16 protein-coding genes are annotated in these 21,617 nt (G+C 72.7%); 8 read left to right on the plus strand and 8 right to left on the minus strand.

What is annotated here, in order from left to right; all coding sequences use genetic code 11:
- Positions 1-114: 114 nt before the first annotated feature.
- A complete protein-coding gene (locus ACZ6CZ_RS06690; RefSeq protein WP_469015712.1) occupies positions 115-1,830 on the plus strand; it encodes a PP2C family protein-serine/threonine phosphatase in 1,716 nt (571 codons plus the stop codon).
- 94 nt (positions 1,831-1,924) lie between these two features.
- Here the strand turns inward: ACZ6CZ_RS06690 and gvpJ are convergent, their stop codons facing one another.
- Complete coding sequence (gvpJ, locus tag ACZ6CZ_RS06695; protein WP_469015714.1) at positions 1,925-2,266, minus strand: gas vesicle protein GvpJ; 342 nt, start codon at positions 2,264-2,266, stop codon at positions 1,925-1,927.
- A 233-nt stretch (positions 2,267-2,499) separates the two neighbouring features.
- Positions 2,500-2,775 carry a helix-turn-helix domain-containing protein gene (locus ACZ6CZ_RS06700; RefSeq protein ID WP_469015717.1) on the minus strand — a complete coding sequence of 92 codons (276 nt, stop codon included), beginning with the start codon at positions 2,773-2,775 and terminating at the stop codon, positions 2,500-2,502.
- A gap of 77 nt (positions 2,776-2,852) precedes the next feature.
- Here ACZ6CZ_RS06700 and map point away from each other — a divergent pair, with 77 nt between their 5' ends.
- From map to ACZ6CZ_RS06715, 3 genes are all read left to right on the plus strand, one after another.
- Positions 2,853-3,620 (plus strand): type I methionyl aminopeptidase, encoded by a 768-nt coding sequence (gene map / locus ACZ6CZ_RS06705; RefSeq protein WP_469015720.1) that lies wholly within the window; start codon positions 2,853-2,855, stop codon positions 3,618-3,620.
- A 424-nt stretch (positions 3,621-4,044) separates the two neighbouring features.
- Positions 4,045-6,888 carry a lectin gene (locus ACZ6CZ_RS06710; protein WP_469015722.1) on the plus strand — a complete coding sequence of 948 codons (2,844 nt, stop codon included), beginning with the start codon at positions 4,045-4,047 and terminating at the stop codon, positions 6,886-6,888.
- Positions 6,889-7,115: 227 nt separating this feature from the next.
- Positions 7,116-9,290, plus strand: a complete 2,175-nt coding sequence (locus ACZ6CZ_RS06715) for an ATP-binding SpoIIE family protein phosphatase (RefSeq protein WP_469015725.1) — start codon at positions 7,116-7,118, stop codon at positions 9,288-9,290.
- Positions 9,291-9,306: 16 nt separating this feature from the next.
- Here the strand turns inward: ACZ6CZ_RS06715 and ACZ6CZ_RS06720 are convergent, their stop codons facing one another.
- Positions 9,307-10,494, minus strand: a complete 1,188-nt coding sequence (locus tag ACZ6CZ_RS06720) for a type III polyketide synthase (protein WP_469015728.1) — start codon at positions 10,492-10,494, stop codon at positions 9,307-9,309.
- Positions 10,495-10,936: 442 nt separating this feature from the next.
- On the opposite strand from ACZ6CZ_RS06720, the gene ACZ6CZ_RS06725 reads away from it, so the two are divergent.
- A complete protein-coding gene (locus ACZ6CZ_RS06725) occupies positions 10,937-12,457 on the plus strand; it encodes a prenyltransferase/squalene oxidase repeat-containing protein (protein WP_469015731.1) in 1,521 nt (506 codons plus the stop codon).
- Positions 12,458-12,482: 25 nt separating this feature from the next.
- Here ACZ6CZ_RS06725 and ACZ6CZ_RS06730 read toward each other — a convergent pair whose 3' ends face one another.
- The 3 genes from ACZ6CZ_RS06730 to ACZ6CZ_RS06740 form a co-directional block, all read right to left on the minus strand.
- A complete protein-coding gene (locus ACZ6CZ_RS06730) occupies positions 12,483-13,082 on the minus strand; it encodes a DinB family protein (protein ID WP_469015733.1) in 600 nt (199 codons plus the stop codon).
- A gap of 129 nt (positions 13,083-13,211) precedes the next feature.
- Complete coding sequence (locus ACZ6CZ_RS06735; RefSeq protein ID WP_469015735.1) at positions 13,212-14,738, minus strand: chitinase; 1,527 nt, start codon at positions 14,736-14,738, stop codon at positions 13,212-13,214.
- A 283-nt stretch (positions 14,739-15,021) separates the two neighbouring features.
- Positions 15,022-15,453, minus strand: coding sequence for a MarR family winged helix-turn-helix transcriptional regulator (locus tag ACZ6CZ_RS06740; RefSeq protein WP_469015738.1), 432 nt, complete (start codon positions 15,451-15,453; stop codon positions 15,022-15,024).
- Positions 15,454-15,588: 135 nt separating this feature from the next.
- Here ACZ6CZ_RS06740 and ACZ6CZ_RS06745 point away from each other — a divergent pair, with 135 nt between their 5' ends.
- The gene (locus ACZ6CZ_RS06745; protein ID WP_469016580.1) at positions 15,589-17,016 is read left to right on the plus strand and encodes a DHA2 family efflux MFS transporter permease subunit; all 1,428 of its coding nucleotides are present in this window, start codon (positions 15,589-15,591) and stop codon (positions 17,014-17,016) included.
- A 220-nt stretch (positions 17,017-17,236) separates the two neighbouring features.
- Positions 17,237-19,222, plus strand: coding sequence for an APC family permease (locus ACZ6CZ_RS06750; RefSeq protein WP_469015741.1), 1,986 nt, complete (start codon positions 17,237-17,239; stop codon positions 19,220-19,222).
- A gap of 70 nt (positions 19,223-19,292) precedes the next feature.
- On the opposite strand, the gene ACZ6CZ_RS06755 is transcribed toward ACZ6CZ_RS06750, so the two are convergent.
- On the minus strand, positions 19,293-20,138 hold the full coding sequence (locus ACZ6CZ_RS06755; RefSeq protein ID WP_469015744.1) for a hypothetical protein: 846 nt from the start codon (positions 20,136-20,138) through the stop codon (positions 19,293-19,295).
- Between the two features lie 243 nt (positions 20,139-20,381).
- Here ACZ6CZ_RS06755 and ACZ6CZ_RS06760 point away from each other — a divergent pair, with 243 nt between their 5' ends.
- The gene (locus ACZ6CZ_RS06760; protein ID WP_469015747.1) at positions 20,382-20,921 is read left to right on the plus strand and encodes an EF-hand domain-containing protein; all 540 of its coding nucleotides are present in this window, start codon (positions 20,382-20,384) and stop codon (positions 20,919-20,921) included.
- 51 nt (positions 20,922-20,972) lie between these two features.
- On the opposite strand, the gene ACZ6CZ_RS06765 is transcribed toward ACZ6CZ_RS06760, so the two are convergent.
- Positions 20,973-21,353: a cupin domain-containing protein gene (locus ACZ6CZ_RS06765; RefSeq protein WP_469015749.1), complete on the minus strand. Its 381-nt coding sequence runs from the start codon at positions 21,351-21,353 to the stop codon at positions 20,973-20,975.
- Positions 21,354-21,617: the final 264 nt, after the last annotated feature.

Here is a 21,617-nt window from a genome sequence, read left to right on the forward strand (position 1 = left end):
GAACGGCGTGGCTGGGCTTTCGACCAGCGGGCATACGGCACTGCGGGAGCCGGTACCGCGCACGGACGCGGGGTGCCGACTCCGAGAGGCTGATCGGAGAAGGAGAGAGGCAACATGGCGGAGCCGGAGCAGACGCAGACGTCCGGGACGGGACCCGGGGCCATACCCGCCGCCATGCCCACCGGGACGCTGGAAGCCATGGGCGCCGGGGCCTACCTCGTCGATCAGCAGGGCCGCATCACCGCCGTCAACACGCGTGCCCAGCAGCTCCTGGGCCGGACCGCCGGGGACCTCGTCGGCCAGGACGCGCACGAGCTGCTGCACCGGGACGCGCACGGCCAGGCGCTGTCGACATCCCGGTGCACCATGCGCCAGGCCCTCCACGCCAGGCACACCGCGCAGGCCGACGTGGACTTCTTCGCACGCGGGGACGGCTCCCTGCTCCCCGTCTCCTGGCTGGTCACCCCGTACGACACCGGCGGCGACGGGGGCGCCGCGCTGGTGCTCTTCCACCTGTCCGAGGACCGGCGGTCCACCGGACCTCAGCCGCGGGCGGCCACCGGATCGCTGCCGGAGATCGAGCGCCTCGCGCTGCTGGCGGAGACCACGACCCAGCTGACCTCGACCCTGGAGGTCGAGGAGGCGCTGAGACGGCTGGTGGGCCTGGTCGTTCCCCGGCTGGCGGACTGGGTGGTCATCGACCTGATCACCGAACGCGACGAGGTGTGGCGCAGCGCCGTGGTCCACGCCGAAGGCGACTCCCTCGTGCACCACGAGCACCTGGAAGGGCCGATGCCGCCCGTCCCGGACGAATCCACGATGCCGCTGTCCCGCGCCCTGCGCGGTGTCGCCTCCACCCTGGCCGGTCCGCAGACCTACCAGGGCGCACCGGACTCCGGCATCGCCGTCGAGCAGCGCCGGCTGTTCGACGCCACCGGCATCCACTCCGTCGCCATCGCACCCCTGCGCAGCACCCGCGAAGTCATGGGAGCGCTGACCCTGGGCCGCGCCGAGAGGCCGGGGAGCTTCACCCCCGCCGACCTGGTCCTGGTCGAGGACATCGCACGCCGCGCCGGCCTCGCCCTGGACAACGCGCGCCTCTACCAGCGCCAGCGCAAGGTCGCCGAGACCATGCAGAACCACCTGCTGCCCCAGATGCCGCAGGTACCCGGACTGGACATGACCGTCCGCTACCTGCCCGCCCCCGACGACTCACAGGTCGGCGGCGACTGGTACGACGCCTTCACCCTGTCCGACGGCGCCACCGCCCTGGCCATCGGGGACGTCGTCGGACACGACCTGGAGGCCGCGGCCGGCATGGCCCAGCTGCGCAACATGCTCCGCGCCTACGCCTGGTCGCAGCGCGAACCGACCAGCCGGATCATCGAACGGCTCGACGAGGCGATCCAGCACATCACCGACGTCACGATGGCCACGCTCATCCTCGCCCGCATCGAGACGGCCGAAGACGGCCAGTGGCGGCTGTCCTGGACCAACGCGGGCCACCCGCCGCCGCTGGTGGTCACCCGCGACGGCCTGGCCTACTACCTCACCGACGGCCACAGCATCCTGCTGGGCACCGGCATCCGCGCCCCCCGTCCCGACGCCGAGGCCATGCTGCCGCCCGGAGCGACCCTGCTGCTCTACACCGACGGCCTGATCGAAGCACCCCACCACAGCCTCGACGAGGGCCTGAACCGGCTGCGCCAGCACGCCGCCGCCCTGGCCCACCGCCCCCTGGCCTCCTTCACCGATCACCTCATGCACCGCGTCCGCCCCGCCAGCAACGACGACGACATCGCCCTCCTCGCCGTGCGCACCCCGAGGTGACGACCCGCCGCACAGACGTGCGCTCCCCTCCCGAGGCGGGAGGGGAGCGCAGGCAGAGGCAGCGACGGAAGCGCTTGCGGAAGCCTGTGTCCCGTCAGCGGCGGAGGGCGTCCGAGACCGCTTCCGCGGCGCCGGCCAGCGCGCCCTTGGTCTTGCCGTGGGCGCCGGACTCCATCATCCGCCCCGGAAGCTCGGTGAGCCCGGCCGGCTTGCGCGGCCCCGACTCCAGGTCGAGGCGGTTGCACGCCTCGGCGAACCGCAGGTACGTGTCCACGCTGGCGACCACGATCCGTATGTCGATCTTGAGGATCTCGATGCCGACCAGGGAGACCCGCACGAAGGCGTCGATCACCAAGCCGCGGTCGAGGATGAGTTCGAGCACGTCGTAGAGACCGCTGGAACCGCCTCCACCGCCCTGCTGCGTCGCCACAGTCATCACGAACATCCCTTGCCGTCGAGTCTCCGCGCGGTCCCGCCGACGTTGTCCCGCCGGGCGGCGCACGCTTCTGAGATGCCGTATGACCCTCCCGTGTGCGGCCAAACACGCGTACGAGTCAAGCCGGGCCGCTCGGCCCGGCCGCGGCTCGGGCGGGGGCCGATGTCCGTGGGCCCCGGGCCGGACCGGTTCACCAGGTCGCGACGGCATCGGCACGGCAGCGCTCGCAGCGCTCACGCCGACATGCTCTCCTCGCCGCCCCCGGCGTCCTCCGCGCAGGCGGCGGCGAGGTCGTCCAGGGACAGGTGCAGCGCGTGGGCCAGGGCGGCCACGGTGAAGAAGGCCGGGGTGGGGGCCCGGCCGGTCTCGATCTTGCGGAGCGTCTCGGCGGAGACGCCGGCGGCCGCCGCCACGTCGACCATGCTGCGCTCACCGCGGGCCTGGCGGAGCAGCATGCCGAAGCGCTCTCCGCGCTGCCGCTCCTGCGGGCTCAAAGGAACTCGGACCATACCCGTGATACTAATCCCGTGATACAAATACCGGTATAAGTATTGGGTGCAGCGGCACGGGCAGGGAGTTCACGGACATGGTGGAGATCAAGACCGACAGCGCGCTGGAGATGATGCGGGAAGCCGGGCGTGTCGTGGCCCGGGCGCTCGAGGCCGCCCGGGTGGCGGCAGCCGTGGGGACGCGCCTGCGCGAACTCGACGACGCCGCCCGTACGGTGCTCACCGAGGCCGGAGCACGCTCACCGTTCCTGGGTTATCAGCCCTCCTTCGCGCCCGTACCCTTCCCCGCGGTGATCTGCGCCTCGGTGAACGACGCCGTCGTGCACGGCATCCCGGGCGACCACCGGCTGCGCGACGGAGACCTCGTCAGCATCGACTGCGGGGCCGAACTCGACGGCTGGACCGGTGACGCCGCGATCAGCTTCACCGTCGGCACCCCACGCCCCGCCGACCTGGAACTCATCTCGGCCACCCGGCGCGCCCTGGACGCCGGCATCGCCGCCGCCACCGTCGGCCATCGCATCGGCGACATCTCCCACGCGATCAGTACGGTCGCCCGCTCGGTCGGCGCCGGCATGCCGGCCGACTTCGGCGGCCACGGCATCGGCCGCCGGATGCACGAGGACCCCCACGTCCCCAACCACGGACGCCCCGGCCGCGGCTTCCCGCTGCGCCACGGCCTCACCCTCGCCATCGAACCCATGCTCATGGCCGGCGGGCGCGACGACTACCGCACCGACCTCGACGGATGGACCCTGCGCACGACCGACGGCAGCCGGGCCGCCCACATCGAACACACCATCGCCGTCACCGAGGACGGTCCTGTAATCCTCACCCTGCCCTGACCTCCGGCCCGCCGACCGGCGCCCGGCGTACGGGTTCCCGAGTCCGACGGGCCCGACCTGCCGCGCGGGCCCGACGTGCCGTCGGGCCCGGCGGGTGCCGGGGCGCGGCGTCACACGCGCGCGCGAACTCCGCTGCGCCCGCACCGAGTTGACCGTTCACACGGGCGCACGCCACCCGCATCCGGGGGCTGCGCCCTCTATTGACGTGAACCTGCAAACCGCTCTACCGTCCCGGGAAGCACGCGCCCTGCCCCGGCATCTGCGACCGCTCCGCCGTGCGCCGAACACACCAGGATCCGCCGTCCCGGCACCCGGATCACGCGGTCGGTAGACAACGTTGTCAGAGCCTCTCGCACAGTCCTGTCCCGCACGCTGCCCGCCGGTCCCGGACCAGGTGGACACGAGCACAAGGAGCACGACGGACATGAGACCCACCCCCCGTCCACCCGCGGCCCTGGGCATCGGGCTGCTGGCGGCGACCGCTCTCGCCGCGACCTTCCTCGTCGCACCCGCCGCAGCGGCGGCACCCGCCGCCGCGTCCCTGGTGACCGCCCCCGCCACGCTCGTCGACCCGTTCATCGGGACGTCGAACGAGGCCAACGACTTCCCCGGCGCCGACGTGCCGTTCGGCATGGTGCAGTGGAGCCCCGACACCCCCTCGCGGCCCCCGGGCGGCGGTTACGAGTACAACGACAAGTCGATCACCGGCTTCAGCCTGACCCACATCGCGGGCCCGGGCTGCGGCGCCGCCGCCGACGTCCCGGTGCTCCCGACCGTCGGCGCCGTCAGCACCTCGGCGACCGACAGCTTCTCGCACGCCAACGAGACCGCCTCCGCCGGCACGTACAAGGTGGCGCTGGACAACAAGGTCACCACCGAGCTGACCGCCACCAGGCGCAGCGGCATGGCGCGCTTCACGTTCCCCTCGACCACGCAGGCCAACCTCGTCTTCAAGTTGACGGGCAGCCAGAACGGCGCGAACAACACCCAGTTCACCGTGGTCTCGCCCACCGAGGTGAGCGGACAGGTCACCAGCGGGCGCTTCTGCGGGGCGGGCAACACCTACACCGTCTACTTCGACATGGTCTTCGACCAGCCGTTCAAGAGCAGCGGCACCCCCGCGGCCACGTCCACCCTCCGCCGGCCGACCGTCCACGGCGCCGACCGGAACGCCGCGGAGAAGCCCAACAAGCCGGTGCTGCACGGCAAGCCGGCCCCCGCTTCCGGCAAGGCCCGTTCCTCCGCCACGGCCGAGACTCCCCAGGCCGCGGCTCAGAACGGGTACGTGACGTTCGACGCGACCGCCCACCCCACGGTGCAGGCCAAGGTCGGCATCAGCTACGTCTCCGTCGCCAACGCCACCGCCAACCGGGCCGCGGAGAACGCGGGCTGGGACTTCGACGCCACCCGCGGCGCCGCCCAGAACGCGTGGAACGCGGAACTCGGCAAGATCCAGATCGGCGGCGGCAGCGCGGCGCACCAGCGGATGTTCTACACGGCGCTCTACCACTCGCTGCTGCACCCGAACATCGTCAGCGACACCAACGGGCAGTACGCGGGGTTCGACGGCCGCACGCACACCGTCGACTCCGGTCACCAGGCCGTCTACGGCAACTACTCCGGGTGGGACATCTACCGCTCCCAGGCACAGCTGGAGGCGCTCATCGACCCCCAGGTGGCCTCCGACACGGCGCAGTCGATGCTCGACGACTACCGCCAGACCGGCCTCTTCCCCAAGTGGTCCGAGTACAACGGCGAGTCGTACGTCATGGTCGGTGACCCCGCCGCCGCCATCATCGCCGACTACTACGCCTTCGGCGCACGGCAGTTCGACACCGCCGAGACGCTCCAGGGCCTCGTCGCCCAGGCATCGAAGACCAACAACGACCGGCCGGGCCTGAACTACCTGAACTCGCCCGGCTGGATGCCGCACGACGGCAGCTACGGCTGCTGCAACTTCTACGGGCCGGTCGCCACCACGCTGGAGTACGACACCGCCGACTTCGCCCTGTCCGCGCTGGCCGGCTCCCTCGGTGACAGCGCCGACCAGAAGACGTACGCCGCCCGCGCGCAGGACTGGCGCAACGTGCTCAACCCCGCCTCCGGGTTCGTGGAGCCCCGCAACGCCAACGGGTCGTGGACCGGCGGCTTCGACCCCACCAGCGGCACGGACATGGTCGAGGGCGACTCGTGGATCTACACGGGCATGATCCCGTTCAACGTCGCCGGACTCGCCCGGGCCAAGGGCGGCAACACCGCCATGAACCACTACCTCGACACCGTGCTGCGCAGTTTCACCGGTGACAAGGGCTACGCGTGGGTGGGCAACGAGCCCAGCATCGAACTGCCGTGGGAGTACGACTACACCGGGGCGCCGTACAAGACGCAGGGCACGGTCCGGGCCATCCAGAACCAGATCTGGTCCGACACCCCGAGCGGGCTCGCCGACGGCAACGACGACCTCGGTGCGATGAGCGCCTGGTACGTGTGGTCCGCGCTCGGCATGTTCCCGCAGACCCCGGGCACCGCCGACCTCGCCCTCGGCTCCCCGGTCTTCCCGCAGGCGGTCGTGGCCCTGCCGTCGGGCAGGACGCTGACCGTCAACGGCAACGGGGCCGCCGACGACGCGCCCTACGTCCAGTCCGCCACCTGGAACGCGGACGCCTGGAACAACGCCTACGCGCCCGCCACGGCCCTCACCTCCGGCGGCACCCTCACCTACACGCTGGGCACCGCGGCCAACACCGCCTGGGCATCCGGCGGTTCGGCCGCCCCGCCCTCCTACTCCGGTGGCGTCGCGGCCCCGGCGGCACCCCGTGTCGGGCCGGTCACCTCGGGCGTGACGGGCGGCAGCGGGAAGCTCTGCGTCGACGTCGCCAACTCGGGCACCGGGGACGGCACGCACATCCAGACCTGGGGCTGCAACCAGTCCTACGCCCAGGACGTGACGGTCGCCTCCGACGGCACACTCCGCGTGCTCGGCAAGTGCGTGGACGTCAGCAACAGCGGTACCGCCAACGGCACACCGGTCCAGCTCTACCGCTGCAACGGCACCGGCGCGCAGCAGTGGAAGCCGGGTACGGCCGGGTCCCTGGTGAACCCGGCGTCCGGGAAGTGCCTGGACGTCCCGAACTCCGCCACGTCCGAGGGCACCCAGTTGCAGATCTACACCTGCAACGGCACGGGTGCGCAGAACTGGACGCTCCCGGCCGCCGCGACCGCGGCCGGCAGCCGGGCCGCACCGGCCGCTCACGCGGTGCGCCGCTGAGCACGGGCGTGTCCGCCCGGTGCACCCACCGGGCGGACACGCCCACGCGTGCGTCGGCTCACCGTCCGCGGCGTTCCGTCACCGTCCGCGTGCACCGCGATCGACTGGTGTGGGCGAAGTGACCGCCGGTGTTATTGAATGAGATGTGCGGTCAGGGATCTCGGGGCCCCGTCGCACGGGACCGAGTACGGCCCCGGCGCTGCGCCGGGGACTGCCGAGAGAGCCGTATGGACTCCACACCCTCCCCTTCGTCGTCCTCCGCGTTCGGCCTGGTCAGCAGCGCACTGGGCCGCTACCTGCCACGCGGCGGGACGACAGCGGGCGCCGGTGGCGACGCCGGCGGCGGTGACGCGCAGGGGGAGCGCGGCGCGCGCCGACCCGCCCCGGACGACCTGGCGGCCGGCCGCCAGGAGCAGATCCTCGGCGCGGTCAACCTGGACCGGGACCTGATCATCACCCGCTGCAACCTGGACGCGCCGGTGTTCGCGGGCCTGGACGCGGCGGCGGGCAGGCCCTTCGTGGACCTCCTGCCGGAGGGGGACGTACCCACGGTCACCCGGCGGCTGCGGCAGGTGGTGGACAGCGGAGAGGCGCACGTCGCCCGCATCCAGCGGCTGCGGCGCGGTGACGGGTCGGAGCTGGTGGTCTCGATGAGCATTCTCCCCGCCGCGGCGCCCGAGGAGGGCCTGACCGTCTCCGTGATCGCCATGGCCAGGAGGCTGCACCTGTACGCCGCCGAGACCGCGATCGGCACCTCGCTGGACATCGGCGAGACCGCGCAGTCGCTGGCGCAGTCCCTGCTGGCCTGGGGAGACGTGGCCGCCGTCGACCTCGACTTCGCGGTGTGGACGGGCGAGGGGGTCGCCGGGCAGCCGCGGGGGCGCATCCGGCTGCGGCGGGCGGCCCTGGTGCCCGACCGGGCGTGGCCCGAGGGGTACGTCACCCCGGGCGACGATCTGCCCGGCGACGCCAGTCGCCTGCTGGCCCAGGCGGTGCTGCGGGACGACACCCCGCAGACCATCGTCATCCCCGACCGGGAGGCGGTCGAGCGGGTCCTCGGCAGTCCACGGACCGTGCGTGCCCTGGTGCCGGGGGACCGGTCGGCGGGCGTGGCCTGCATCCCGCTGGTGCTGGACAGCGCGCCGCCCGTGGTCCTGGGCGTGGCGGAGGTCTGGCGGCGCTCGGACAGCCCCTTCCGCGACAGCGAGCTGTTCGACCTCCAGGAACTGGTGGCACGGACCGCCCACCACGTCGACCTGGCCCGGCAGCACCAGCGCGAGCACACCCAGGTGCTGGCCCTGCAGCGCCGCCTGCTGCCCCGCACCGGCGGCGACACCATCGAGATCGCCAGCGTCTACCAGCCCGCCACCCCCGACAGCGCGGGCGTCGGCGGCGACTGGGTGAACAGCTTCCCGCTGCCGGACGGCCGCACCGCGCTGGTGGTCGGTGACGTCGTCGGGCACGGCCTGGGAGCCGCGGCGACCATGGGACAGCTCAGCATGGAGGCCCGGGCGCTGCTGTCCGCGGGACTGGCACCCGACGAGGTGCTGGAGCACCTGGACGAGACCGTGACGCTGCTGGACGACACCGAGTCCGGGCTGACGGCCGGCTACAGCGCCCTCGGGTCGACCTGCTGCATCGCCCTCTACGACCCGGTCAGCCACCACGTGACCCTGTCCAGCGCCGGTCACCTCCCGCCGGTGCTGGTCTCACCCGACGGGCACGCGGGCCCGCTCGCGGTCCGCCCGCACCCCGGCCTCGGCGCCGAGTTCGCCTTGCGCGAACCGTACGACGTGCACACCTTCGGCGCACCCCCGGGCTCCACGCTCGCCCTGTACACCGACGGCCTGGTGGAGGACCCGGCCGTGCCGATCGACGAGGGCATCGCCAGGCTGGCGGACGTCGTGTCCACGGTGCACCCCTGGGACGCCCTGCAGCAGGCCGCGCGGCACGTCGTCTCCGCCCTGGCCCCCGTGCCCCAGCGCGACGACGTGACCCTGCTGCTGGCCCGCATGATCGGCTACCGCAAGGGGGACACCGCGACCTGGCGGCTGCCCGCCCGCTACGACGCCCCGGCCCAGGCACGTGTCCAGGTGTCCGCGCTGCTGCGGCTGTGGCAGGTCAGGGACGACACCCGGGACACCGTGCTGCTGCTGGTCAGCGAGCTGGTGACGAACGCGGTGCGCTTCGCGGCCGGGCCCGTCACGGTACGGCTGATCAGGACCGGGCACGGCCTGCTGTGCGAGGTCGGCGACGCCGGCAACGGCAGACCGCGGCTGCGACGCGGCCACCTGTTCGACGACGGCGGGCGCGGCCTGCACATCCTGCACAAGCTCACCACCCGGTGGGGGGTGCGGTGGACGGACACCGGGAAGGTGGTCTGGGCGGAGGTCGCGAGATGACCGGCGCCGCCGCGCCCTACAGCCACTCCCCGTCCAGGGCGGTGGCGGTGAGGCCCGGCGCCGCCGCGTAGAGCACGGCGCGGTTCCCGGCCTTCTGCAACCCGGCGTCGTGCGCCCGGCGCAGGATGTCGAACACGGCGGCGCCGCCGCGGTTGCCGCTGGTGTAGCTGTCCCGGCTGTAGTCCAGCAGCCCCGACGGCCAGGCCTCGGGCATCGTCTGCTCCATGTACTCCAGCACCCGCGTCCCGCCGGGGTGGGCGAGCAGCACGTCGGGGTGCCAGGAGCCGGGGTGGTCCTGGTAGCGGACGCGCAGCCACTCCCACATCGCGGTGACCGTCTCCTGCACGGCACGCGGCCCCCGCCGGTCCATCACGAAGTGGGTGCCGTCCGCCCGCGTCTCGAGACGGTGCAGGTCCTGGGTGCCGGGCAGGGTGTGGTGCCAGGCGGCGTCCAGCCGCAGCACCGACTCGCGCCGCCGGCGGCCGGTGACCACCGCGGCGACCGCGGTGTCCGCGAACAGCAGCCGGACGATCAGGGACTCGAGGGTGTCGTCGGCGGGCTGGTAGGTCGTGCTCAGCGCCTCCGCGATGACGACCAGGACCACCCGGTCGGGGTCCGCGGCCACCAGATCCGCGGCCAGCGCCAGGGAGCGGGTGCCCGCGACGCAGGCCCACTGCGTGGCCGGCAGCAGCATCACGTCGTCGCGGAGCGGGAGCCGGTTGGCCAGGGCCACGTCCAGACCGGGCAGCGCCGGGGTGGTGGAGTGACTGGTTATCAGGCAGTCGACCTCCGAGGCGTCGAGGCCGGCCGTCTGCAGGGCTCCGCGGGCCGCGCGCTCCCCGTACGACTGCACGGCCTCCCAGGCCGGCGCGGTGCGCTCCTGCACGGTCTGCGGGGCGGGCACGGTCTCGAGGGCGGCGATCACGCGGTCCACGTCCTGCCGGCCGAACCCCTCGCGGGCCAGCGCCTCGTGGGCCGGCTCGACGCCGACGGCCCGCAGGGCGTTGCCGCTGCCGGGGGCGACGGCCGTCTCCAGGGGCAGCATCCAGCCACGGCTGTCGATGCCCGTGCCGGCCGCGATGCCGTCGATCCGCGGCGCCCACGCCGCATGCGGGTGGCGGTCGCGCACCTCCGCCACGATCTGGCTGGTCTTCACGGTGTGCTCGCCGTGTATCACGGCAGGAGGACAGAGGTAAGCGGCCATTGTGCGGCACCTTCCCGGAGGGATCGGGGCGAACTGGGGGAACGGGGGGACGGGGGGACGGGGGAACGTCACGAGTGCTGTGCCATGGGTCACCTTCGAACCGGGTGCCCAAGAGAAGCCCCACAGGCTCCACTTCGGGAGCGGGCAACTGCATCGAGCATGCCCCATAAATGGACATTTCCGCTGTGATGCACACAACTCATATGGCAATGTATGTGCGTGACACGGCGCACACCGCCACGGATCCGGCCGTTCGGGACGCGGACGCCGCCGTACGCACCCGACACGCCGTCAGCCGGAAGCCGCGCGGGCGCCGCCCCGGCGGCCGGTCTCCGCTCCTTGACAACCGGTGGTCCCGGCACTCCGCACCCGCCGTCGGCACGGCGTGCGTACGGTGGCGGTACGGACGCGGGGTGCACCACGGGAACACGAGGGGGCTGCCGTGCTGCCGTTGACGACGCGGACGACGCTGCTGGCGGAGCGCGTGGCGGCCGTCTTCGACGAGCGGGGGGCGTTCCCGGAAGCGGCGGCGGGCCGGGTGCTGGAGACGTCGCTGATGCTCGCCCTGCTCAGGCGGGAGGACCGGTACCCGCAGGTGCGGCGGGCGCTCCTGCGCTTCATCGCCGCCCGGTACGCCGACCCGCAGCTCAACGCGGTCGAACGCGCCCTCGCGGAAGCCGCGTTGGGGCGTGCCGGCCGGTCCGGCGCACCCGTGGGACCACTGGACGGCTTCTCCCACCACACCAGCCCGCGCAAGAAGCTGACCCTCGCCACCTGCTTGGCCCTCCTCGGCGGCGGCCCGTACCCCGAGGCGGCGACCACGCTCGCCTACCGCGGACAGGCGTCCTGGGTCGAGGTGTCCGCGTGCGCCGTCCGCGTCATCGCCACCCACGGCCTCGGACGGCCGAGCGCGGCCGAGGACCGCCGCTTCCTGCTCGGCAGGCTCACGGCCGGCCGCCGGGAGGTGTGGGAGGGCAACGTCGGCGCGCACCTGCTGGCACTGCTCGCCCTGAGCTGCTGCGCCCCCGGTGACCGGCGCGTCGGCGACGGGACGGACGCCCTGTTGAACGTGCGCGGCCCGGACGGGGGAATGCCGTTCGTGCCGGACCACACCCTCTGGCTCAGCGCCCTGCCCGCCCTCGCCCTGAGCCGCTGCGCCCGGCCCGAGCACCGGGCTCTGCTCCTGCGGATCGGCGACCACCTCGCCGCCCACCAGAACCCCGACGGTGGCTGGGCCTACACCGAGCGGGTCACCCAGTGCGACACGGAGAGCACCGGCGCCGTCGTCGAAGCCCTCCACGCCATCGACGCCGGCCGCTACGCCGGTCCGGTCCGCGCCGGGCGCGACCACCTGGCCGCACTGGCCAACGACGACGGCGGCTTCCCCACCTATCTGCGCGGCCACCCCTCGGAGGCCGTGATGACCGCCAACGCCCTGCTCGCTCTCGCCCCCGACCCCCGGCACACCGCGGTGCTGAGGGCCGCCGCCGGGCACCTGCTCGACGCGCAGCGGCCCGACGGGTCGTTCGAGCGCAGCTGGAGCCTGGCCGAGGCCCATGCGATCCGCCGCGCCACCGGCGCCCTGCTCCACCTGCCGCCGGAGCTGAGCGGACCCCTGGCGGGCCGTATCGGCAGGTGCTTCGCCCGGGCCGGGCGGTTCCTGGCCGCGGCGCAGAACGCGGACGGCGGCTTCGGCCGGTGTCCCGGCGACGCGAGTGACGTGATCAGCACCGCGCACTCCCTCGGCGTCGCCGCCCACCTCGGGCGGCCGTCCTGGACCGGGCCGGCCCTCACCTTCCTGCTGCGGCGCCAGGAGGCCGACGGCGGCTTCCGCTCACCCTCCGACCAGGTGGCGCCCCGGCCGGTTCCCTACGACTTCCCGAGTCTGGCGAACATCTTCGTCCTCACCGCCCTCGGCGACCTCCACCACCACTGCGCCCGGGGCACCGCGCCGGGCCCGTGACCGGCGGGGTGGTGCGAGGGGGCGTTCAGCGGCCACCGGCTTCCCGGGCCACCTCCTCCAGCCGGCGCCGGTGGCCCTCCCAGGCCGCCTGATCCCCGGGCGGCATGGTGTCCTTGCCCGGCGCGGACCCGACGGAGCCGTCGATCAGCTCACGCACGATGTCGGCGTGACCGGCGTGCCGCTGACTGTCCGAGATCACCCGCACCAGCACGTGGTGCAGGGTCACCTCCGCCCGCTCCCGCGGCCACCACGGGACCCGGCCGACCGCGTCGAGCGGCAGGGCCGCGATCGTACGGTCGGAGTGTTCCCACGCCCGGCGGTACAGTCCGACGATCTCCGCCCGTGACTCGTCCGCCGTGGCCCACATGTCCGCGTTGGGGTCCGCGTCCCGCGTGTACCACCAGGGCGGGGGCTCCGCGCCGAAGTACGGGCGCCCGAACGTGTCGCCGAGGTAGCCCAGTTCCACGCCGGCGACATGCTTGACCAGTCCCAGCAGGTTGGTGCCGGTGGAGGTCAGCGGACGGCGGACGTCGTACTCCGAAAGCCCGTCGAGCTTCCACACCAGGGCGTCACGCGCCTCCTGCAGATAGCGGAGGAGGACCGCTTTCCCATCCTGTTCGCTCATGCCGGGCAGTCTTCCACCCGGCACTGACAGCGGGAGGAGCGCGGCGAGCGGCCCGGTCTCCGCTGTGGGGACGGAGACCGGGCCGCTCGGTGACCGGGGGCCGCGAGGGCCTGACCGGTCCTCAGGGGATCAGCAGGCGCCGAGGTCCTGCCAGACGCCCCACTGACCGGTGGTTCCGGGCTCCTCGCCCGTCGTCCACCACTTGGCCTTCCAGGTGTGGCTCTTGTACGACACCTGCTGCCCGCCGGTGTACACCTTGTCCTTGGCCCACGGGGCGGCCGTGCACTGGCTGCCGGAACCGCCGGTGACGGTCAGGACGTAGGCGGCCGAGTGGCTGCCCGCCGCACCGGTGCCGGTCACGGTGACCGTGTAGGTGCCCGAGGCCGCGGCGGAGGTGGTGGCCAGCGTGAGCGTGGCGGAGCCGCCTGCGGTGACCGAGGTGGGGCTGAGGGAGGCGGTGACGCCCGCCGGGGCCCCGTTGGCGCTGAGCTGGACGTTCTGCGCCGCGCCCTTGGTCACGGCCGTCTTCACGGTGGCCGTGGCCGACTGGCCGGCCGTCACGGACCCGGAGGCCGGGGTCAGCGCGAGCGAGAAGTCGTTGGCCGGGGTGGTGGTGCCACCGCCGGTGAACGGCGCGAAGACGTGCGTGAAGTCCCACGTGTTCTGCGCGATGCCCGAGCAGTTGTCCGCGGCGGCACCGCCCGCACAACTGCCGTTGTCCCGCTGCAAAGCCCAGAAGGACAGGGTGTTGATGCCCTTCGACACCGCCCAGTCGTACACGGTCCGGGCGTTGGCCAGGCTGAAGGTCTCCGCCGGGCCGAAGTCGTCCACGCCCGGCATCTCGGTGACGCCGACCATGTTCCACAGCTGCGCCGGGGTCTTGCCCGGGTACAGCTGGGCGAGCAGGTCGTACAGGCCCTGGGCGGCGGTCTGGGTGTCCTTCGCCATGTCGTGGGCCTGGTTGTCGTAGTAGTCGAACGTCATCAGGTTCACGACGTCGACCCGGGTGCCGTTGCTCACCGCGTTGCGCAGCAGCGCCTCACCGGTGTCCCCGAGGCCGTGCGTGGTGGTCGGCAGGGTGTAGGAGATCTCCACCTTGCGCCCGTTGCCCGCCGCCCAGTCCTCGACCAGCTTGATGGCCTTGTTGCGGCGGTCGATGCCGGCGGCGTTGTCGAGCGAGTCGACCTCGATGTCCATGTCGAGCCGCGAGATGTCGTAGGTGGTGATGACCTTCTCGTACGCGGCGGCGATCTGCTGGACGTCGGTGCAGCTGTCGGCGATCTCGGTGCCGGTGGTGTCGGCGGTGTAGCCGCCGAAGGAGGGGATGACGTCGCCGCCGTTGCCCTGGATGGTCTTGATGTCGGCGCCGAAGGTCGAGGCGGCGACCGGCATGCTCGTGTCGCCGCTCCAGTACGGCGTGCAGGAGCCCTTGGTCGCGGTCTGGAGGAACGCCATCGTCAGGTGCTTGGCGCCCGACTGGGCGGACAGGGCGGCCGGGCTCTCGCCGGTCCACGCCTCGAAGTAGGGGGCGAAGACGTGGCTCGGCAGGGGTGTCGCGGCCTGGGCGGTGCCGGTTCCCGTGAGGGCGAGGCCCGTCACGGCGGCCGTGGTGACGGCTGCGGTGAGGGCCGCGCGGAAGGAACGCACGAGTCTCATGTAAGTCCCGGTGTGTGGAGGGGGTGGCCAAAGTCCTTGCGCGGAAGCGCTGTTGCCGACTACTGGAATACGCCCGCCACCGGGCCGGGTCAATGGTCTGGACCAGAAAGGGACTAGACCAATTCACCGCCTCCGGGTGCGCTGTCCCTGTACAGGACACCCAGGAGCGGACTGGACCACGCGCCGTCGTTTTTCCAGGTCACGCCACCGGTGCCCAGGGTCACCGGGAGCCGGGTCGAACCGGGCCGGGCCGGGCCCGGGTGAGCCGGACCCGGCCGGGCTGTCAGGACGTCGCGGTCCTGATGCGCGCGAGCAGGGTCCTCAACTGGGCGCGCTCATCGAGGCTCAGGGTGGCCGTCGCCTCCGCCAGGGCGAGCCGGTCCACCTCCTCCGCCTCGCGGTGGCACAGCCGGCCCTCCTCGGTCAGGCGCAGCAGGAACGCCCGCCGGTCGTGCGGATGACGGACCCGCTCGACCAGGCCGTCGCGTTCGAGGCTGTCGACGATGGTCGTCGTGGTGCGCGCCGCGACCCCCATCATGTCGCTCAGATCCCGCATCCTCAGGGGCTCGTCCGCCCGCGCGAGCATCCGCAGGGCGCGCAGCCGCGCGACCGAGGCCCCGCCGGTCCGCAGCCTCGCCTCCGCGAACCGGCGCAGCTGATGGGCCGTCTCGTACAGCTCGTCCACCAGGATGTCGCTGCTGCCGTGCACTGCCACGCCGTTCCCCGTCCGCCGAAAACCCCATTCTATGAGCACGCACATAGTGAGTATGCTCAGCATGTGCTGCTGCTCCCACGACCCCGCCTGTCCCGGACCACCCTCCGCCTCGACCAGCGCCTGGTCGTCCCGATCATGTGCGTGAGCGTCACGTTCATCGCGATCGTCGACGGAGCGATCACCACGGTGGCGCTCCCGTCGATCGCCCGGCAGTTCCAGCTCACCACCGCCGCCCTCGACGGGATGGTCGTCGTCTATCCCGTCTGCCTGGCCATGGCCATCCCGGCCTCCGGCTGGCTCGTCGAACGGTTCGGCGCCAAGCGCGTGCTGCTCACCGCCCTGGTCGCGTTCCTGGCCGCGTCCCTGCTGTGCGGCGCGGCCGCCGACCTCCGGCAGCTCGTCGCCTTCCGCGCGGCCCAGGGCCTGTCCGCCGGAGTGCTCTTCCCGGCCTCCGCCGCCATGCTCTTCGCCACCTTCGACTCCGCCCAGCAGGTGCGCATATCCCGCTACATGATCGTCCCCCAGCAGATCGCCCCCGCTTCCGCCCCGATCCTCGGCGGGCTGCTGGTGGACCACCTGTCCTGGCGCTGGGTCTTCTACGTCAACGTGCCCGTGGGACTGCCGGCCGTGCTGTTCGGCGTGCTGTTCCTGGCCCGGCACGACGGTCGCCGGCCCGGCCGGTTCGACCTCACCGGGCTGCTGCTGAGCGCCGCGGCCCTGGGGACCGTGATGTTCGGCATCTGCGAGGGCCCCAACCGCGGCTGGACCTCCGCCGCCGTCCTGACCACCCTCGTCCTGGGCGCGGTCCTGCTCGCCGCCGCCGTCGCCTTCGAACTGCGCACGACCGAACCGCTGCTGAAGCTCCGCCTCTTCGCCGACCGGCTCTTCCGGGACACCAACCTGATCAACCTCGTGGGCCTGGTGCCGATCCTCGGCGCCATGTACCTCGGGCCGCTCTTCCTCCAGCAGGCCCAGGGCCGCAGCGCGCTGGAGTCCGGCACCACCACCTTCCCCGAGGCCTTCGGTGTCCTGCTCACCGTCCAGGTGGCGGGCGTTCTCTACGCCCGGGTCGGCCCCCGGCTCATCGTGGGCTGCGGCCTGGCCGGTGTCAGCGCGGTCCTGCTGCTGCTCGCCGCCTGCGACGAGCGCACCGGCCTGTGGACCTTCCGCGGCTGCATGTTCCTGCTAGGGATCGCCATGGGCGGCGTCTTCATGCCGACGACGGTGGCCTCCCTCGCCACCCTCGACCGGCGGGACCTGGCCCAGGCCTCCACGCTCAACACCGTCGTACGGCAGACCGGCGGCGCCCTCGCGCCCGCGGTGGTGACCGCGGCCCTGGTCCTGAGCACCCCCGCGGCGGCCGCCGCGCACCCGCCCGTCACCGCCTACCAGCACGCCTACCTCGTACTGGCGGCACTCGCCGCGGCGACGTCGGCCTTCGCCTTCACCCTCCCCGACGCCCCGGCCCGCGCCGCCGCGAGTACGGGCACCACCGTCCGGCAGCAGCGGGTCCCGGTCCGGCGTCGGCTCCCCTTCCGGCGGCAGCGGGAGGACGCGCAGTGACACCCGCCCGCCGTCCGTCCCGGCCCGGGACCGCGCGCGCACCGGATCGCGGACGGAAGAGGCGATGAAGTCCCGCTGATGGGGAAGACGGCCCAGGCGCGGGCGCGACGGTGCACCCGTCGTCACCGGCGGCACCGGAGGAACGCATACTGGGCGGTCGTCACTGCGCGCCGCAGCCGCGGCGGGACCACGACGCGGGCAGGAAGGCCACGGAGAAGACATGAAGGACACCCCTCAGAGAGCAGCGCTGCCGGAAGAGGTCGACAGCCCCGCCCTCTCGACGCGGCCGACGAGCGCGCTGGCCCAGTGGCTGCTCCGTCACCGGGTCCAGCCGGTCGGCCGGGCGGCCGGTGAGCAGCACAGCGAGCAGTACGCCTGGTGGAAGGTCATGTGCCTGACCGGCGTCGACTACTTCTCCAGCCTGGCCTACGTGCCGGCCATCGCCGCGCTCGCGGCCGGGGCGTCCTCACCGCTGGCGACGCTGCTGATCGTGGCGCTCACCCTGCTGGGCATGCTGCCGATGTACCGCAGGGTGGCCAAGGAGAGCCCGCGCGGCGCCGGGTCGGTGGCGATGCTGGAGGACCTGCTGCCGTTCTGGTGGGGCAAGCTCTTCGTCCTGGTGCTGCTCGGCTTCGTGGCCACGTCCTGGCTCATCACGATCACCCTGTCGACCGCGGACGCCTCCGTGCACGTCGTCGAGAACCCCTTCTTCCCCAGCGCGCTGCACGGTCACGAGGTGATCCTCACCGTGGCGCTGCTGCTGGTCCTGGGAGGCGTGTTCCTGCTCGGGTTCAGTGAGGCGGTCAGTGTGGCCATTCCGCTGGTCGCGCTGTTCCTGGTCCTCAACGCGGTGGTCATCGCCGTCGGCCTGGTGGACGTCTTCAGCACCCCGGGGGCGCTGTCGACCTGGTCGCACGCGCTCGCCCACGGCGGAAGCGGCTTCGCAGGTGTGCTGACGCCCGCGCTGCTGGCCTTCCCGCTGCTGGTCCTGGGCCTGTCGGGCTTCGAGACGGGAGTGAGCATGATGCCGCTCATCTCCGCCGGTGGAGCCGACGACGAGCAGCGGCTGAACGGCCGCATCCGCAACACCCGCAGGCTGCTGACCACCGCCGCGCTCATCATGAGCGTCTACCTGCTGTCCTCGAGTTTCGTCACCACCGTGCTGATCCCGCACAAGGAGTTCGAACCCGGTGGCGGTGCCAACGGCCGGGCGCTGGCGTGGCTCGCCCACGAGCGCGTCGGAGCGGCCTTCGGCACCGCCTACGACATCAGCACGATCCTCATCCTGTGGTTCGCCGGCGCCTCCGCCATGGCGGGACTGGTCAACATCGTGCCCCGCTACCTGCCCGACTACGGCATGGCCCCCGAGTGGGGACGGGCGATACGCCCTGTCGTCCTCGTCTACACCACCCTGTGCGTGCTCATCACCCTCGCGTTCGGTGCCGACGTCGACGCGCAGGCCGGCGCCTACGCCACCGGCATCCTGGCCATGATGGTCTCCGGGGCCTTCGCCGTCACGGTGTCGGTCACCCGCCGCGGCCGGCGCCCCATGGCCGTCGGATTCGGCCTGCTGACCCTGATCCTCCTCTACGCCCTCGTCTACAACATCGTCGACAAACCCGACGGCATCGCCATCTCCGGCGTCTTCATCGCCGGCATCATCCTCGTCTCGCTGATCTCCCGCGTCGCGCGCACCACGGAACTGCGCGCCGACCGCCTGGTCTTCGACGAGACGGCCCGCCGGTTCATCGCCGACACCCTCGCGCACGACGACTCGATCAACCTGGTCGCCAACCGCCGCCAGGCCGGGGACGCCGCCGAATACAGCGCCAAGGAGCACGAGCAGCGCGGGACCAACCCCGTCCCCGGCCCGGCCGACGTCCTGTTCCTGGAGATCGACGTGGTCGACCCGTCGGACTTCAGCGAGACCCTCACCGTGCGGGGCGTCGAGGTCGACGGGCACCGCGTCCTGCGCGCCGAGGCACCGGCCGCCCCGAACGCCATCGCCGCCATCCTGCTCGCCCTGCGCGATGCCACCGGAGTGCGCCCGCACTGCTACTTCGCCTGGTCCGAGGGCAGCCCGCTGCGGCACATGCTGCGCTACTTCCTGCTCGGCCGCGGAGACACCGCGCCGATCACCCGGGAGATCATCCGCCGCAACGAGCCCGACCCCGACCGGCGCCCCCGCATCCACGTCGGCAGCTGACCCCCGCGGGCAGGCCCGAGGGCCTGCCCGCGAGGCGGCGGCGCCGCTGCGGTGACCTCATGGAGGTGCCTCATGGGTGTTCGCCGAGTTGCAGCAGGCCCGCCAGGGAGAAGCACAGGGCGCCCGTGAGGGTGCCCCAGTTGGCGATGTCCGCGTTGACGAGGCTGCCGGTGGCGGGGCGGGTGTAGGCGGCGAGCGCCGAGGCCATGAACAGGACGGAGCCGAACTGGTTGACGGCGACGATCCACCAACCGAGGTCACGCGGGCGCAGACAGGGCCGGCCGTGGCAGATCTCGACGAGGGCCAGGTGGCCGGAGATCAGAAAGAGGACGCATCCGATCACGTCGGGTGCCCAGATCAGCCGGTTGACCTGCTGGGTGCTCAGGCCGTGCAGGAAGGAGTCCAGCAGGTTGACGGCGAAGACCAGGGTCCCCGCGAACAGGACGAACGTGCTCAGCCAGTCCACTCGCGCCGGCTCGTAGCTCCACCACCGCCAGTCGCGGGTGACCAGCCGGCCCTCGCCCCCGGCGACATGGCGGGGCGCGTTGACCACCTGGAGCAGCGAGACGTACCCGCCGGTGTTGAAGAACAGGCCACCGGCGAAGTAGAGGGACGCGGACGTGGTGGCATCGCTGTCGCCGAACTGCGCGACGGCCGCACCGGCGGCGAAGAGCGCTCCGCCGACGACGAAGGCCGTCGCCGCGACGGCGTTGAGCACGCGCAGCCGGGTGAGGGCCACGGCGTCCGCACGACGGTGCCGGGGGGCCGCCGCACCGGGGGGCCGGACGGAGAGCACCCCGCGCCGCCGCGCGAGCCGGGACTCCCATACGGCGCTGCCGCCGTCGGGCGGATACCAGGTGAGCCGCGTGGTGAACGGTCCCGCGCCCTCGGCGTGCTGCTCAGGCTGCTGCCCCACGGGCCGACAGTACAGCGGTGCACGGCCCGGGCGGACAGGCGAAACGCCGTCCCGCCGAGGTACCCGGGCGGCCACGCGGCCGGGGGAGCGGGCGCGGATGCCTGGTCGAACACGCGGTCACCGCACGGATGTGCCCGTGGAGGAGTGAGGGGACCCGGCCGTAGCGTGGTGACGGCCCGCCGTGCCGTACGAGGGGCGCGGCAAGCGGTCCGAGGGTCCGGTTCGGCGTCGAGGGGGCTGCTCATGGCCAGCGTGTTCCAGGAGCGCAAGCTCGCGGCGATGTTCGCCGCGTTCGACGCCGACGCCGACGGGTACCTCCGCCGGGAGGACTTCGAGGCGCTCGTCGCCCGCTGGAGCCGGCTGCCGGCCGTGGGGCCCGGGACGGAGCTTCGCGCCCGGGTGGAGGCCCTGCTGATGGGGTGGTGGGCGGCGCTGCTGGCGGTGGGGGACGCCGACGGTGACGGTTCCGTCGACCTCCGGGAACTGCTCGTCCTCGTCGACAGGTTGCCCGGGATGGTCCACGAGGTGACCGCCACTGCCGACGTCCTGTTCGAAGCCGTCGACGCCGACGGCGACGGCTGGATCTCACCGGAGGAGCACCACCGGCTCGTCGAGACGTGGAGCGGACGCCCGATGGACACCGCGGGAGTCTTCGAACTGGTCGACACGGACGGGGACGGCCGGCTAGGTCGCGCGGACTTCGCGCGGCTGTGGCGGCAGTACTGGATCAGCGACGACCCGGCGGAACCGGGGAACTGGCTCTGCGGCCGCTTCCCGGTCTGACGGGCCGCGCCGCTCGGTGCGGGCGCGAGCGGACCCGGCCCGTACGTCCGTTCAGCCGGCCTCGCCGTCCGGCGGCACCGCGTAGCCCGGCACCGACGGCCAGCGCACCGTCAGCACGACCGACTCCTTCTCCGCGTACCAGGAGTGGTCGACGCCGTGCCCCCACAGCACGTAGTCGCCCTGCTCGGCCAGGGTGACACTGCGCCCGGGCAGGTCCACGCGGAATCGTCCGCCGATGAGGACGAGCAGCGTGGTGCGCACCTCGCTCCGCACCCACTGCCGCCGCATGTCACCCCGGGGGTGGACACCCCACTTGATCTCCACGTCCTCGCTGTGACGGGGATCGTCCGCGTCCTTGAAGTGGCCGAGTATCCAGCCCCGGTCCAGAGCCGCGTCCTTGCCCGCGTTTCCCACGTACACGCCGTCCGTCACGATGCGCACGCTAACAGGGCCGTGGCCCGTGACGGGGCGGCGGGGCGAGCGCTCACGGCCCGCTCGCCCGGAGGGCCGGCCGGCCGGGACGGACGCGGCGTTGCAGCGTGTGCAGGGCCGTCTCGGCGACCGCCTCACAGGTGACCGCATTCTCCAGCGACGCGGTCGCCGTCGCTCCCCAGGTGACCCGGCCCTTCCCAATGGGGCGCCCGCGTACTAATTTGTTAATCGCCATGACTAATAGATCCAGGGCGCGGCAGGAAG

The sequence above is a fragment of the Streptomyces sp. NPDC041135 genome, assembly GCF_055592085.1.